The 14,757-nt window shown below is 71.4% G+C and carries 15 protein-coding genes; 6 read left to right on the top strand and 9 right to left on the bottom strand.

Going from position 1 to position 14,757, the window contains the following annotated elements; all coding sequences use genetic code 11:
* Positions 1 to 11: 11 nt before the first annotated feature.
* Together LGR69_RS17565 and LGR69_RS17560 are read right to left on the bottom strand one after the other, a co-directional pair.
* Positions 12 to 857, bottom strand: coding sequence for a hypothetical protein (locus LGR69_RS17565; protein ID WP_268868633.1), 846 nt, complete (start codon positions 855 to 857; stop codon positions 12 to 14).
* Between the two features lie 55 nt (positions 858 to 912).
* Positions 913 to 1,125, bottom strand: a complete 213-nt coding sequence (locus tag LGR69_RS17560) for a hypothetical protein (protein ID WP_007560004.1) — start codon at positions 1,123 to 1,125, stop codon at positions 913 to 915.
* Between the two features lie 416 nt (positions 1,126 to 1,541).
* On the opposite strand from LGR69_RS17560, the gene LGR69_RS17555 reads away from it, so the two are divergent.
* The gene (locus LGR69_RS17555) at positions 1,542 to 1,835 is read left to right on the top strand and encodes a hypothetical protein (protein ID WP_230366825.1); all 294 of its coding nucleotides are present in this window, start codon (positions 1,542 to 1,544) and stop codon (positions 1,833 to 1,835) included.
* 46 nt (positions 1,836 to 1,881) lie between these two features.
* Positions 1,882 to 2,838 carry a glutathione synthase gene (gene gshB / locus LGR69_RS17550; RefSeq protein ID WP_230366824.1) on the top strand — a complete coding sequence of 319 codons (957 nt, stop codon included), beginning with the start codon at positions 1,882 to 1,884 and terminating at the stop codon, positions 2,836 to 2,838.
* 3 nt (positions 2,839 to 2,841) lie between these two features.
* Here gshB and LGR69_RS17545 read toward each other — a convergent pair whose 3' ends face one another.
* Together LGR69_RS17545 and LGR69_RS17540 are read right to left on the bottom strand one after the other, a co-directional pair.
* Positions 2,842 to 4,377: a cation:proton antiporter gene (locus LGR69_RS17545; protein ID WP_007559998.1), complete on the bottom strand. Its 1,536-nt coding sequence runs from the start codon at positions 4,375 to 4,377 to the stop codon at positions 2,842 to 2,844.
* A 127-nt stretch (positions 4,378 to 4,504) separates the two neighbouring features.
* Complete coding sequence (locus tag LGR69_RS17540) at positions 4,505 to 5,956, bottom strand: carbohydrate porin (RefSeq protein WP_230366823.1); 1,452 nt, start codon at positions 5,954 to 5,956, stop codon at positions 4,505 to 4,507.
* A 121-nt stretch (positions 5,957 to 6,077) separates the two neighbouring features.
* Between LGR69_RS17540 and LGR69_RS17535 the strand changes: the two genes are divergently transcribed.
* Positions 6,078 to 7,673 carry a gamma-glutamyltransferase family protein gene (locus LGR69_RS17535; protein ID WP_230366822.1) on the top strand — a complete coding sequence of 532 codons (1,596 nt, stop codon included), beginning with the start codon at positions 6,078 to 6,080 and terminating at the stop codon, positions 7,671 to 7,673.
* Between the two features lie 64 nt (positions 7,674 to 7,737).
* On the opposite strand, the gene LGR69_RS17530 is transcribed toward LGR69_RS17535, so the two are convergent.
* From LGR69_RS17530 to LGR69_RS17515, 4 genes are all read right to left on the bottom strand, one after another.
* The gene (locus LGR69_RS17530) at positions 7,738 to 8,592 is read right to left on the bottom strand and encodes a class I SAM-dependent methyltransferase (protein ID WP_230366821.1); all 855 of its coding nucleotides are present in this window, start codon (positions 8,590 to 8,592) and stop codon (positions 7,738 to 7,740) included.
* A gap of 13 nt (positions 8,593 to 8,605) precedes the next feature.
* Entirely contained in the window at positions 8,606 to 9,115 is a 510-nt protein-coding gene (locus tag LGR69_RS17525; protein ID WP_091864176.1) for an OsmC family protein, read from the bottom strand.
* Between the two features lie 72 nt (positions 9,116 to 9,187).
* Complete coding sequence (locus LGR69_RS17520) at positions 9,188 to 10,321, bottom strand: aminotransferase class I/II-fold pyridoxal phosphate-dependent enzyme (protein ID WP_230366820.1); 1,134 nt, start codon at positions 10,319 to 10,321, stop codon at positions 9,188 to 9,190.
* Positions 10,322 to 10,556: 235 nt separating this feature from the next.
* A complete protein-coding gene (locus tag LGR69_RS17515; protein WP_230366819.1) occupies positions 10,557 to 10,784 on the bottom strand; it encodes a hypothetical protein in 228 nt (75 codons plus the stop codon).
* Between the two features lie 120 nt (positions 10,785 to 10,904).
* On the opposite strand from LGR69_RS17515, the gene LGR69_RS17510 reads away from it, so the two are divergent.
* From LGR69_RS17510 to LGR69_RS17500, 3 genes are all read left to right on the top strand, one after another.
* Positions 10,905 to 12,170, top strand: a complete 1,266-nt coding sequence (locus LGR69_RS17510; protein WP_230366818.1) for an adenosylmethionine--8-amino-7-oxononanoate transaminase — start codon at positions 10,905 to 10,907, stop codon at positions 12,168 to 12,170.
* A gap of 133 nt (positions 12,171 to 12,303) precedes the next feature.
* Entirely contained in the window at positions 12,304 to 12,693 is a 390-nt protein-coding gene (locus LGR69_RS17505) for a response regulator (protein WP_007559982.1), read from the top strand.
* 84 nt (positions 12,694 to 12,777) lie between these two features.
* Entirely contained in the window at positions 12,778 to 13,404 is a 627-nt protein-coding gene (locus tag LGR69_RS17500) for a MarR family winged helix-turn-helix transcriptional regulator (protein WP_007559981.1), read from the top strand.
* A gap of 9 nt (positions 13,405 to 13,413) precedes the next feature.
* Here LGR69_RS17500 and zigA read toward each other — a convergent pair whose 3' ends face one another.
* Positions 13,414 to 14,631, bottom strand: coding sequence for a zinc metallochaperone GTPase ZigA (gene zigA, locus LGR69_RS17495; protein WP_230366817.1), 1,218 nt, complete (start codon positions 14,629 to 14,631; stop codon positions 13,414 to 13,416).
* Positions 14,632 to 14,757: the final 126 nt, after the last annotated feature.

Genomic DNA, 14,757 nt, shown 5'->3' with positions numbered 1-14,757 from the left:
GCCGGCTCCGGTCAGTCCTTGACGACGAGCGGCGGAGCCTCGGCGACCGGCGCGATGGCGGCTTCGAGGCCGCAGCGGGCTGCGGCATCCGCCGGGAGCAGCGGCTCGAGGAGGTTGCGGCGGGCGGCGAGCATGGCGATGGCACGCTCGGCCGAGACCGATTCCTTGGCCGGGGCCGCGGCGAAGAGGTGCTCCAGGGCGTAGCGGTAGCGGGCGAGCCGCAGGCCGCTCTCGATCCGCACCCAGGCGATCAGGCAGCGGTTCTCGGCGACATGCTGCGCGGCCTGGCGGATGTCGGCATCGTCCAGGGTCTTGGCGAAGGGCAGGCTGCGCAGCCGCGCGGCATCCGCGTCGATCACCCGCGCGGCGAGCGCCGTGAAGATCGGGATCAGCCGGCCATCGGCCGTGGCGTCGTCGGCGAGCTGGCGGTAGCGGGAGACCGGCGAGCGCGATGCTTCCGCGGTCAGGGTGTCGTAATAGGCGCCGACCTCGTCGAACCGCCAGGTCGGCGTCGCGTGCGCGCTGGCCAGTCCGAGCAGCGCATCGTGGAAGGCCGAGAAGGTGCTGGCCGGCTGCACGAACCGCCAGGCGCGGTCGCGCAGGGCCTGCTCGTCGTCGGTGAGGCCGGAATCGAGGATCAGGCGGCCGCGATCCCGGGACGAGAAGCTGCCCGTGGTGTCGATCAGCCCGTTCCAGACGCCGGTCCGGGGCCGGCCGAAATCACCGCTCTGCGTGCAGGCGGCGAGCAGCGCCAGCACCGCTCCGGCGGGCAGGAGCGTGGAGGCCCGGCGGCCGCGGTTCACGCGCCGGCCTGCATCCGGGGGGACATTCGGCCGGGGGCGATCCGGAACAGGCATGATCAAACCGTCGGAAACGTCGCGCGGCCGGGCCGGTCGACCGTCGGGGGCGGGCTCAGGAGGCGAGGCGCTCGTAGCGCACGCCGAGGAAGAACAGGATCTCGCCGCGCTGCTCGTCGGCGCGCGGCAGGCGGCGCGTCCGGCGCGCCTCGGTACCGGGAAACGGGATCAGGAGCGCGGACGCATCCCGGGGCGCATCGCGCATCGGGTCGTTGGCGGGCACCGGCGCATGAATCTCGCGGATCACCTGCGGTTTGAAAGGGGTCATGGTCTCCGGCTCCTGTCGGCGGCTCGAGCGGCAGCGCCCGGGCCCTGCAGAGGGGGTCGGCAAGGGCTACAGAAACCATTCAGCATGACGTGGTTAACGGAGTCTTGCCGGCCATCGGGCGTATGTGGCGCGCGATTTGCGACGCCGTGTTCGCCCATGGCGGGCGTTTCCTCCCTTTGACTGAGGCCCTGTCCGATCGCGGACGGGGCCTTCTTCTTGTCGGCCGTCTGGTGACGCTCCCGATGCGGCTCCGGTGCCACACCGGGGCGGGGCGGTGGCGCGGCGTTCCGCGCGGGGAACCCATGCGGAGCTGCGGCGCTTGCCTACCGCCCTGCGCGACCGATATGCCGGGCCCAAGCGGACGGGAGACCGCCGCATCGATTTTCCGCGCGATCGAGATTTGAGGACACCGCTGAATGCGACTCGTTCCGGAACGCACCCTGCAAGCCTACCGTCGTCGTAGCCTCGCTGCGGCCGCCCTCGCCCTCGTCACGCTCGCCGCAGGACCGGCCTACGCCCAGCGCGAGGACCAGGGGCTGCAGCTCGGCTGCGCCAACGACTATTTCCGACTCTGCGCCGGCGTCGATCCGAACAGCCAGGACGCGGACAAGTGCATGATGCGCAACCGCAAGCGCCTCTCGCCCGAGTGCCGCTCGGCGATCGGCGATTACGACAAGCGCACCGGCAGCAAGTCGCTGTCCGACGATTGAGAACGCCTCCGGTCGAGACAGGCGCCGCAGGCGAAGGGCATTTTCGATGGGCTTGACCGTCGCCGTCCAGATGGACCCGATCCAGAATATCCGGATCGCCGGGGACACCACCTTCGCGCTGCTGCTCGAGGCGCAGCGGCGCGGGCACAGCCTCGTCTATTACACGCCCGACCGGCTCTCGATGCAGGGCCGGCGGGTCACCGCCCGGGTCGAGCGGCTGACGGTCCAGGACGTCGAGGGCGCGCATTTCACCCTCACGCCGCCGGAGCGGATCGACCTCGCCGAGGCGGACGTGGTGCTCATGCGCCAGGATCCGCCCTTCGACATGGCCTACATCACGGCCACGCACATGCTGCAGCGGATCCACCCGGAGACGCTGGTGGTCAACGATCCCTTCGAGGTGCGCAACGCGCCCGAGAAGCTGTTCGTCCTCGACTTCCCCGAATTGATGCCGCCGACCCTGATCAGCCGCGACAAGGCGGAGATCGAGGCGTTCCGGCTGGAGCACGGCACGGTGGCGATGAAGCCGCTGCACGGGCACGGGGGCGCGGCCGTCTTCAAGGTCACCGAGACGGACCCGAATTTCGGCTCGATGTTCGACCTGTTCGCCACCACCTTCCGGGAGGCCTGGGTGATCCAGCGCTATCTCGACCGGGTGACCGAGGGCGACAAGCGCATCATCCTCGTCGATGGCGTGGCGATGGGGGCGGTCAACCGTGTCCCGGCGGCCAACGACATCCGCTCGAACATGGTCCGCGGCGGCGCCGCCTCGGCCTCCGAGCTGACCGAGCGCGAGCGCGAGATCTGCGCGACGATCGGACCGGAGCTGGCCCGGCGCGGCCTGATCCTGGTAGGGATCGACGTGATCGACGGTCACCTGACCGAAATCAACGTCACCTCCCCTACGGGCATCCGGGCGATCCAGCGGCTCGGCGGGCCCGACCTGTCCGTGTCGGTGTGGGACGCGATCGAGGCCCGGGTCGCGGCGCGCAAGGGTGTTTGAGCGCTACGTCTCGGCTTTCGGCGTCGCGTTGAGTTCGGCCCAGTCGAACTCCTCCTCCAGCAGAAAGTAGGCGTCGTCGCCGATCCGGCCCTGGCGGCGCAGGGTCAGGACCGCGTTGCGGGCGGCCTCCACCGAGCGGCGGCGGGCCGCGTCCGAGGGCAAGCTTTCCGGGGCCAGGCCCTCCTCATGGGCCTCTGCCTCTTCGAGGGCCGAGCGGAACTCCGCGCGCAGGGAATCGATCGCCGGCTCGTCGCCGGCTTCCGACAGGCTGTCGAGGGCGGCCTTGTAGGCGGCCGCCCGCGCCCAGCCCACTTCCCGCCCGACCGGATCGTCGTCCTCGAGCTTCAGATGTGCCAGCAGCGGGCGCAGGGTCAGGCCCTGGACGATCAGCGTGCCGAGCACCGTGAAGAAGGCGGTGAACACCACGAGGTCCCGGTGCGGGAATTCCATCGGCAGAGCCAGGGCGGCGGCGACCGTGACGATGCCGCGCATCCCGGCCCAGGACAGAGCGAGCCCCGGCCCGTATTTCGCCCGTTCGCCCGCCTGACGCAGGCCGAGCCCCTTGAGGCCGGTCGTGGGCAGGACCCAGGCCAGACGCGTCACCACCACGGTGGCGAAGATCGCGGCGGCCAGGAACATGGCCTGCCAGGCATCCGCACCGGTCAGCCGGTCCTGGATCGGGTCGATCTGGATGCCGATCAGGATGAAGGCCAGGACGTTAAGCACGAACACGGCCGTGTCCCAGACCGCGTAGGAGATCACCCGGGTGCGCGGCGCCGTGATTCCGGGCGCCCGCCGGGCGACCGTGACCGCGAAGGTCACGATGGTCAGCACCCCCGACATCTCCAGCTTTTCGGCGGCGAGCCAGATCCCGAAGGCGGCGACGAACTGCATCACGATCGTGCTCGCCGGGTCGGTGACGCGGCGGGTCAGGGCGACGAAGGCCAGACCGAGGGCGGGCCCGGCCACCAGGCTCGCCACCACGCCGATCAGGAAGGCGGGGGCCACCTCGGCCGGATGGAAGCCGTCGGACATCGCGGCCGCCACCGCCAGCCGGTAGATGATCAGCGAGGCGGCATCGTTGAGCAGGCTCTCGCCGCGCAGGATCGTGGCGAGCCGGTGCGGCATCGGCGCGTGCTTCAGCACCGCGAGAGCCGCCACGGCATCGGGCGGCGCGACCACGGCGCCGAGCACGATGCAGGCCGCGATCGGCATGTCGGGCACGATCAGATGGGCCACGAATGCGACGGCGAGCGTCGTCACCGCCACCGCGCCCACGGCCAGCCCGAACACCGCGCGCCAGTTCTCCTTCATGTCCCGCACGGAGGCGTCGAAGCCGGCATCGAGCAGGACGGGGGCGAGGAACAGCGCCAGCGCCAGTTCGGGGTCGAGCCGCAGGTTCGGGACGCCGGGCACGAAGGCGAGGCCGACCCCGCCCAAGGCGAGGAACGCCGGGTACGGCGCACCCAGCCGCCGCGCCAGCGCAGCCAACAGGACGGCGCCGAACAGGACGCCGACAACCCACTCGAAGATCACCATAAGTCTGAAAGAGGGCGCGCGCCGCGACCGTTCCAGAGTTAGGCCTGAGAGCCTCTCACAAAACTCCCGCCGCGCCGTCGCGTGCGAACGGAGGGTTCCCGGGGACCTGGAATTTCGTGAGGGGCTCTCAGTACTGCACGGTCGCGCGCACGCCGAGCACCGCCGCGTTGCGCAGCCGGCGCCCGTCCGGGCCGGCCACGCCGGCGCCCGGATGGAAGACGTACTGGATATCGGGCTGCACCGTGAAGCCCGGAACCACCACGGCCTGGTAGGTCGCCTCCAGCACCGTCTCGGCCCGGCGCCGCGGCATCGGGACACCGGTATAGACAATCGTGTCCCGGTCGGCCCGCCGGGCGTCGTCGCTGATCCGGGCATGGGCGAGGCTGACCCCGACCGTGTCGTCGTCGCGGCCTTCGAACAGGCCTTTGTAGGCCAGGCCGGTATCGACATAGGCGTCGACCAGGCTCGAGCGGGTCGGCGAGTAGGCGGCGCGCACGAAGAAGCCGAGGCCCTCGTCGTCCTTGCCGGATTCCCGGTACAGGGTCTGGTCGTAGATCGCATAGAGGCCGGCATTGCCCCGCAGGGGGCGGCCGATGCCGCTGGCGTTCGGGTCGGCCAGCGGCACGCCGGTGATGTCGAAGCGCAGGCTGTCGAACCGGCCGAAATGCTGCCAGCCGCCGAGGGTGATGTCGCCGGGCAGGCCCTTGGCCTCCGGCTCGATGTTGTACGCGTAGGTCGCCTCGGCGACGATCAGGGCCGGATCGTTGGTGCGGAAGTTCGTGCCGGTGCGGTTGAGCCGCTGCGCTTCCGGATCCTGGCCCGGACGGTTCGCCCCGGCCGGATCGCCGTCATAGAGCCCGACCTGGAGCGAGAAGCCGTTGCCCGGCGCGTATTTGGCCCGGATCGCGGGGGCCGAGAGCGGGTAGGCCGGGCCGCCGCTCGGCAGGTCGAGCCCGGTGATCGCCGGCCAGCCGAAGGTCGAATTCACGAACAGGGTCGCGGTCTGGCTGACGAAGAATTCCGTGTCGGCGGCCTGCTGGCCGATCCGCAGGCCGAGCTGCCCGTCCATCAGGCTCTGGTCGAACCACAGGACGTAGAGGCGGCTCGACGGCAGCGCCTCGATGACGCTCGTGGTCAGCAGGTCGCCGACATAGTAGCGCGACAGGCCGGTGCCGTGGATGAAATAGGCGTTGGCGTGGATGGTCGCGCCCTCCCAGCCCGCAAGCCGGTCGAGATTGAGGTTGAGCCGCAGGTTCAGGCGATCCTCGACGATCGCCCCCTGCCGGATTCCGCCGGTCGGGTTGCCCAGAACGTCGGCGATGTAGGTCAGGCTGTACTCGATGCCGCGCGCCTTCAGCACCGGGCGGATGCCGAAGGGATCGCCGAGCGGCCCGAGCGAGGGCTCGATCGACCGGACATAGCCGCCGGAAGCCTGGCTGGTGCTCTCCGGCTGTGAGACCGAGATGCGCGGATCGGCGCCCGCGCCCTCGAAGACCGTCTTCGCATGCTGCTGGGCCGCCGCCGGCGTCGCGGCGAGGGCAAGGCCCATCGCGAACCGGGGCAGATTCTTGAACGGCATCGGCCGCTTCCGCGCGACGGGCATCACCCTGTCTAACACGCCACCGCCCCGGCGGAGCGCGGCACCTTGCGGCGGCCGCGCTCTTGCCTAACGCTGCGACCGGAACACCACAGGACCCCCGATGACCGAGACTCCCGTCTTCTCCGACAGCGCCGTCGCCGCCCCCCATCACCTGGCCGCCTCGGCCGGCCGGACCGTGCTGGCCCAGGGCGGCAACGCCATCGAGGCGATGGTCGCGATGGCGGCCTCGATCGCCGTGGTCTACCCGCACATGAACAGCATCGGCGGCGACGGCTTCTGGCTGGTGCGCGAGCGCGGCGGCCGGGTGCGCGGCATCGAGGCCTGCGGGCCGGCCGGGCGACTCGCCACGATCCAGCGCTACCGCGAGAAGGGCTACGACGCGATCCCGTCCCGCGGCCCCGACGCCATGGTCACGGTGGCCGGCGCAATCGGCGGCTGGGACCTGGCGCTGGCGCTCTCCAAGGCGCTGGGCGGCCGCCTGCCGCTGGACGTGCTGCTCGCCGACGCGATCCAGCAGGCCCGCGACGGCGTCCCGGTCTCGCCGAGCGAGGAGCGCTACAAGCCGCAACCCGGCGACACCCTGCACGAGGCCCCGAACTTCGCCGCGACCTTCCTGAAGGACGGCAAGCCCTATCGAGCGGGCGAGATCCGGACGCTGTCGGCCCTCGGGGCGACCCTGGAGCAGCTCGCCCATGCCGGCCTCGACGATTTCTACCGGGGCGATATCGGCCATGAGATCGGCGCCGACCTGGAACGCCTCGGCGCGCCGGTGACCCGGGCCGACCTCGAAGCCTACCGGCCGGCCGAGCGCGCGCCCCTGGCCCTGCGCCGGCGCGACGCCACGCTGTTCAACTTCCCGCCCCCGACCCAGGGGTTGGCGGCCTTGATCATCCTGGGGCTGTTCGACCGGCTGAATATCGCCGCCCCGGAGAGCCTCGCGCATTACCACGGGCTGATCGAGGCGACGAAGCGCGCCTTCGCGATCCGCGACCGGGTGGTCACCGATTTCGGACGCCTGCGCCACGACCCGGCCGATTTCCTGGCGCCGGCCTTCCTCGCCACGGAAGCCGCGCGGATCGACATGAAGCGCGCCGCCTCGGTGCCCCTGCGCGATTCGCCCGGCGACACGGTCTGGATGGGGGCGATCGACCGGGACGGGCTGGCCGTCTCCTACATCCAGTCGGTCTACTGGGAATACGGCTCTGGGGTGGTGCTGCCGCGGACCGGGATCGGCTGGCTCAACCGCGGCGTCTCGTTCTCCCTGGACCCGAACGCCGTGAACCCGCTGGAGCCGGGCCGGCGCCCGTTCCACACCCTGATCCCGGCGCTGGCCGCCTTCGACGACGGCCGGGTGATGGCCTACGGCGCGATGGGCGGCGACGGCCAGCCGCAATTCCAGGCCCAGATCTTCTGCCGCTACGCCGATTACGGCGTCTCCGTCGCCGACGCGGTCGATGCGCCGCGGCTGCTCTACGGCCGGACTTGGGGAGCGCCGTCGCTCAGCGTGAAGGTCGAGGACCGGTTCGACCCGGCGATCCTGTCGGCTTTGGAGCGCATGGGCCACCAGATCGAGCCGGTCGGCGTGCCCTACAGCGACACGCTGGGCCATGCCGGCATGCTCGTCCGCCGCGCCCGGGACGGGCGGATCGAGGCGATGCACGACCCCCGCTCGGATGGCGGCGCGCTGGGTTTCTGAGGGTGGATCACCGTTGCCCGAAAGCCGGCGACCGGCTTTCGGGATGATGCTCCGAAGGCGCGGCTCAGCCCGCCTGGACCAGCCAGCAGGCGGCGCGCAGGCGCACGGTGCCGCCCTCCGCATGCGGCGTCAGGGCCGCGGTGACGGCGGCCTCGGCCTGGGCGCGCAGATTGGGCTCGGCCTCGCGGACGAGATGCGCGGTCGGCCCGAGATTGAGGGCCACATGCGCCGCGGCCTGCGCCGCCTCGGCATCGGTGGCGCCCCGGCCGAGCACCACGTCGCGGTCGACCGCATCGCAGGCCACGGTCCCGAAGCCGGCGCCGCGCAGCAGGGCGACCAGCGGATCGGCCGCGGCGAAGCGGAACGGGCCGGGCGTGTCCGGCTGTGGGGGCGGCGGAATCTCGGGCAGGAGCGGCAGCACCGCCTCGCGGGGCACCGTCACCCAGAGGTTTTCGGGGAGTGCCCGCCAGCACAGGAAGGTCAGCCGGCCCCCGGGGTGCAGCATCCGGCGGATGTTGGCGAAGGCCCGGGCCGAGTCCGGAAAGAACATCACCCCGAACCGCGACAGGGCCTGCCCGTAGGCGCCGAGATCCGCGCGCTCGACATCCGCCTCGACGAACCGGATCGGCGCGGCACCGCGCTCCGCCTCGGCGCGGCTTCGGGCCACCGCCAGCAGCGGCGCCGAGATGTCCGCCCCGGTCACGGCGCCCTCGGGCCCGACCCGGCGGGCGGCCTCCAGACTCGTGGCGCCCGAGCCGCAGCCGATATCGAGCACGGACTCGCCGCTGCGCAGAGCGGCGCGGTCGAACAGGGCCTCGGTCAGCGGCGCGAACACCGCATCGAGCACCGCCTGGTTGCGGGCCCAGCGCGCGCCGACCTCGCCGTTCCAGTACTCGGCTTGGGTGATGCCGCCGGCCATCGCCGCCCTCCCCTCAGGCCGTCGTGGCCGCGACCGACAATTCGGGCTTGTGGTTCAGGGTCTGGAAGACGACGCAATAGCGCTCGGTGAGCTTGAGCAATTGCGCGAGTTTGTCCTCCGGCGCGTCGGTGTCCAAGGTGAAGAACAGCCGAATGCTGCGGAAGCCCACCGGCGCTTCCTTGTCGACGCCGAGCGTTCCGCGAAAGTCGAGGTCGCCCTCGGCGCTGACCGTGCCGGAGCGCAGCGGGATCTCCAGCGCGGTCGCCACCGCCTTGAGGGTGACGCCCGCGCAGGCGACCAGGGCTTCGAGCAGCATGTCGCCCGAGCAGAGTTCCAGCCCGGACCCGCCTGTGGCCGGGTGCAGCCCGGCCTCCGCGATGGCGCGGCCGGTCTCGACCTTGCAGGCGATCTTGGTGTCGTCGAGCGTACCCCGGGCCTTCAGGGTGATGACCGCCGCATCCGGCGTGGCGCGGTACTGATCCTTGATCGGAGCCTGGAGGGCTCGCAAAGCGGTGGCGTCCATGGGGCGTCGTCCTCTCGGTGTCCCGGGCTCCTCTTGGGCGGGAGCGTCCCGGATGACGTATAGGGGTGCCGCTCAGGGACGGGAAGCGCGGCCCGTCAGCGCCGCCACCGCGTCGGCCAGGGCATCGACCTGCGCCTCCGCGTGGGCCGCCGAGAACGCCACCCGCAGCCGCGCGGTCCCGGCCGGGACAGTCGGCGGCCGGATCGCCACCACGAGGAAGCCGTCGGCCTCGAGCGCCGCGGAGATGTCGAGGGCTGCCTGCGCGTCGCCGACCAGAACCGGCACCACGGCGCTCTCGGCCTCGGGCAGGCCCAGGCGGGCGGTGAAGCGCCGCGCGAGCGCCAGCGGCCGGGCCCGGCGCGCCGGCTCCTCCTCCAGGATCACCAGGGCCTCGAGCGCCGCCGCCGCCGAGGCCGGGGGCAGGCCGGTGGTGTAGACGAAGCTCCGGGCGCGGCTGGTCATCAGGTCGATCACCGGCCGCGACGCGCAGAGATAGCCGCCATAGGAGCCCAGCGCCTTCGACAGGGTGCCCATCTCCAGCGGTGCCCGCGGCCCGTCCTCGACCACGCCGATCCCGTGGGCATCGTCGACCAGCGTCCAGGCGTCGAAATCCTCGGCGACGCCCAGGAGATCCTCGAGCGGGGCCCGGTCGCCGTCCATGCTGAACACCCGCTCGGTCAGGACCAGGGCGCGGGCGTGGTGCGGGCGGTGCTCCGCCAGCTTTGCCGCGAGGTCCGCCGGATCGTTGTGGCGGAAGGTCAGGACCTTGGCTCCGGACAGCCGCGCCCCGGCCCACATGCAGGCATGGGACAGCTCATCCAGCACCACGAGGTCGCCGCACCCGGCCAGCGCCGGGGTGATGCCGAGATTGGCGAGATAGCCGCTGCCGAAGACCAGGGCGGCCTCGGCGCCCTTGTGCTGCGCCAGCCGCGCCTCCAGCGCCCCGAGCACCGGATGGTCGCCGGTAACCAGCCGCGACCCGCCTGCCCCCGCGCCATAGGTCGCGACCGCCTCCTGCGCGGCGGCGATGACCCGCGGGTGATGCGACAGGCCGAGATAGTCGTTGCACGAGAACGACACGAGCGCCCTGCCCCGACGCGCCGCCGCGGCTCCGGACCCGCGCTCAGTGGGCGTCAGCCGCCGCCGCAGGCTGCCGGCCTCCAAGGCGTCGAGTTTGGTGCGGGCGAAGGTGTCGAGGCTGTCCATCGGGTGGGTGATGGGGCCGCGGGGGCGGTGGATGTCAAGGTGGCGGCCAGTACCGAGCGGCCTTGATCCCCCTAGGGGCGGTCGGGCTGACCCGACGTCGTCCGGTGTCCCTCGCCGGCCCCAAGCGGCTTCTGCACGCGGTTCCCCGGCCCCATCGTCGCCGAAAGGTAGATGAACAGGCCCGCCGCGAGAGCAAGCACCGGCCCGAGGGCCATGAGGTAAAGGTCGCCCCAGCTCATTCCCGCAGGCTCCCGAGCAGTGGTCGTGCTGTCAGACGTGGGATGCTGCCGACGGCACGCCAAGCGACAGCAAACAGCGTCGCCCTGAGCGCGCCGCGGGCGCCGGGAACCCCGAGCGAGACGGCGGCCAGCGGCGTGATGAAACCAGCCGCGATCGATGCGATCGCCGTCCCGTTCAGCGCCGTGCCCGACAGCTTCGTGCGATTGTTATGGATAAGGCTCATCGTCGGTCGTGGGGACGGGAATCGGCATCTTCACCGGTGAACGATACCGGTTCCGCTCAGAACGCGTGCTCTGTCGCGGGCCGGCTTGACCACCCCCGCCAAGCCGCCCATCCCTCGGCCATGACGTCCGACCGATCCCGAAAAAATCTCTGGCGGCCCTACACGCAGATGCGGCTGGCGCCGCCGCCCCTGGAGGCGGTGGCGACGCGGGGCAGCCGCATCGTGCTGGCGGATGGCCGCGAATTGGTGGACGGTATCGCCTCCTGGTGGACGGCGGTGCATGGCTACAACCATCCGCACATCGCCCGGGCAGTGGCCGACCAGTTGGCCAGGATGCCCCACGTGATGTTCGGCGGGCTGACCCATGCTCCGGCCGAGCGCCTGGCGGCGCGGCTCGCCGCGCTGCTGCCGGGGGATCTCGACCACGTCTTCTTCACCGATTCGGGCTCGGTCGCCGTCGAGGTCGCGCTGAAGATGGCGGCCCAGATGTGGCTCAACCGCGGGGTGAGCGGGCGGACCAGGGTCCTGGCCTTCCGGGGCGGCTATCATGGCGACACGATGGGCGCGATGTCGGTCTGCGATCCCGAGGAGGGCATGCATCGCCGCTTCGGCGCCTACCTGCCCAGCCAGGTTTTTTGTGACTTGCCGCGCAGCCAAGCCGAGACCGAGGCGCTCGATGCGGCCCTCGCCGCCCATCGCGAGACGCTGGCCGCCGTGATCGTCGAGCCTCTGGTCCAGGGCGCGGGCGGCATGATCCTGCACCCGCCGGAGGTGCTGGCGACGATAGCGCGCCTCGCCCGCCGCCACGGCCTGCCGCTGATCGCCGACGAGATCTTCACAGGGTTCGGCCGCACCGGCAGCCTGTTCGCCTGCCAGCAGGCCGGGATCGTGCCGGACATCATGTGCCTGTCGAAGGCCCTCACCGGTGGCACGATGGCGCTCGCCGCCACGGTTGCCCGGACGGAGGTGTTCGAGGCGTTCTGGTCCGAGGATCCGGCGGCGGCGCTGATGCACGGCCCGACCTTCATGGCCAATCCGCTCGCCTGCGCGGCGGCCAATGCCAGCCTCGACCTGTTCGACTCCGAACCGCGCCTCGATCAGGCCGGCGCCATTGCGCGCCGCCTGACGGAGGGGCTGGCCGAACTCAAGGGCCTGCCCGGGATCGCCGATATCCGGGTGCTCGGCGCCATCGGGGCGGTGCAGTTCACGGCAGCGCCCGACCTCGCCGCGCTGAAGGCGGCCTTCCTCGCGCGGGACGTCTGGGTGCGGCCGTTCGGCGACATCGTCTATCTCACCCCCGCCCTGACCATCCCGGAGGCCGATCTCGACCGGCTGATCGCAGCGCTCGTCGCCGTCATCCCCGGGCAGGCTGCGGCTTTGTCCTGACGACATCGGGCTGACGATCCCGGGCGGTGCCGCCGCGACGGGCTGCAACCTGGAACCGTTTCTGCCGTTGGGCTCACGACGGACAATGCGTGCGGTGGCCCCCGCGGCCGGACGCTGCCGGAGGGAGTGCACAGTGGCGAGCGAGCAGACGGTTTCGGGCGGCGATCGGCCGGTGATCCTCCTCGTCGAGGACGAGGCGCTGACGATCATGGACCTCGGGGACGTGCTCGAGGATGGTGGCTACGACACGGTGCAATGCGCCTCCGCCGAGCGGGCGCTCAGCATTCTTCAGGCGCGCCCGGACATCTGCGGGCTCGTGACGGACGTGCAGCTGTCGGGGAAGACCGACGGGTTCGATCTGGCGAGCGCGGTGGCCGAGGCCCGGCCGCAACTTCCGATTCTGATCGTGTCGGGTCGGGCCGCTCCCGATCCGGCCCGGATGCCGGCCCATGCCGACTTCATCGCCCGCCCCTGCACGGGCGAGGACATCCTGGACCGCCTGAAACGCCTGATGTCCTGCTGAGACGGGCGCTTATCCATCCCCGTCATCGCAGCGTCACCGGCCCGCGCCACAGGATCCCGGGCGGCCGTGTGATGGGGGTGGATCGTGCAGCTTCAGGATGGTCCGGCGGCCGCCGGCATAGATGCGGGCGCTCCGGTGGGCGACAAGCAGAAACGCGATCGTGAGATCAAGGATGCGGGCGCCTCGGAAGGGTCGTCCAAGAAGATGCGGCCGCCCGGCGTGCGCAGCGTCGGCTGGGCCCTGGTCCAGGCCGCGCGCCTGCACCGGGCCCGCACCGGCGACCGGCTGGCGAAGCTCGGCCTGTTCGCCGGGCAGGAACAGGTGGTGCAGGCGCTCGCCGCGGCCGGCACCATGACGATGGGCGACCTCGCCGCCCTCCTGCGGGTACGCCCGCCCACCGCCTCCAAGACGGTCACCCGGTTGGCGGCTCTGGGCATCGTCGAGCGCCGGGCCGAATCGGGCGACGGGCGCGTGGTCCGGGTTCAGCTCACCGAGGCCGGCCTGGCCAAGGCCGAGGCGATCGAGCGGATCCAGGAGGAGGTCGAGGCCGAGTTGCTCGACCATCTCGACAAGACCGACCGGCGTCGCCTGCGCAAGCTCCTGCGCAAGGCCGCCCGCGGCCTCGCCGAGGCGGCCGGCGCTTCCGGCCAGATCACCGAGGTCGATGCCGAGATCGAGGCCGAGGACGAGGCCGAGGCGATCGCGGTCTGAGGCGACGCGTCAGGCCGCGCGCCGCCAGGCCGGGAACGGGTCCGGCAGGTGGCGATAGGCTTCGGGGTCGAAGGCCGCATCCTCGCCGGTCTCGACCAGGCAGGCATCCAGGGCGGCGGTAAGGGCCTCCTTGTCCATGCCGGTGCCGATGAACACCAGTTCCTGGCGGCGGTCGCCCCAGACCTCGCTCCAGACCGTGTCGAGGCGCTGCCGGAACTCGGGCGCCTCCGGCCAGCGCCGACGCGGCACGGCCGACCACCAGAACCCCATCGCGGAGACCCGCGCCACGGCGCCCGCCAGCGAGAAATCCCCCACCCAGTCCGGTCGCGTCGCCAGCCAGAAATGGCCCTTGGCCCGAATCAGGCCCGGCCAGGTCGCGTTGACGAAGGCGTTGAACCGCTCCGGATCGAACGGCCGCCGGGCGCGGTAGACGAAGGACGAGATCCCGTATTCCTCCGTCTCCGGCACGTGCTCGTGGGCGCCGTAGAGCTCCTTGAACCAGAGCGGGTGGGCCTGCGCCTTCTCTTCGTCGAACAGCCCGGTATCGAGGATCGCGTCCAGCGGCGCGCGCCCGTGATCGGTCTCCAAGATGCGGGCATCGGCGTTCAGGCCGCGCACCACCGAGCGGACCAGGGCGAGGTGCTCGGCCGAGACGTCCCGGGCCTTGTTGATCACCACCACGTCGGCGAACTCGATCTGCTCCACAAGCAGGTCGACCAGGGTGCGGGTATCCTCGGCCCCGGCGGTCTCGCCGCGCTCGCGCAGGAAGGCGGCCGAGCCGTAATCCTTCAACAAGTTCATGGCGTCGACCACGGTGACCATCGTGTCGAGGCGAGCGACGTCCGAGAGCGAGCGGCCGGCCTCGTCCCGGAACGCGAAGGTCGAGGCGATCGGCAGCGGCTCGGCGATGCCGGTGCCCTCGATCAGCAGGTAGTCGAATCGCCCCGCCTCGGACAGGCGGCGGACCTCGTCGAGCAGGTCGTCCCGCAGGGTGCAGCAGATGCAGCCGTTGGTCATCTCGACCAGCGTCTCGTCGGTCCGGGACAAATCCGCGCCGCCGGCCCGCACGAGGTCGGCGTCGATGTTCACCTCGCTCATGTCGTTGACGATCACGGCGACCCGGCGGCCGTCGCGGTTGTTCAGGACATGATTGAGCAGGGTCGTCTTGCCGGCCCCGAGGAAGCCGGAGAGGACGGTGACGGGAAGGCGAAGGTCAGGCTGTGTCATGCCCCGAGAAAAACGTTATAACGTTACAAAGTCAACGTTGCGGCGAGCGACGCGCGGGCGGCGCTCAGACCGAGTGTTGTAACAATGTAACGTTTCCGGGCGAACGCGACGGCGTGCGTGATCGGC

Source organism: Methylobacterium brachiatum, from assembly GCF_020523825.1.
Classification (GTDB): domain Bacteria; phylum Pseudomonadota; class Alphaproteobacteria; order Rhizobiales; family Beijerinckiaceae; genus Methylobacterium; species Methylobacterium brachiatum.
Note: the sequence above shows the minus strand (reverse complement) of the source record. Positions and strands in the feature narration are given on the sequence as shown.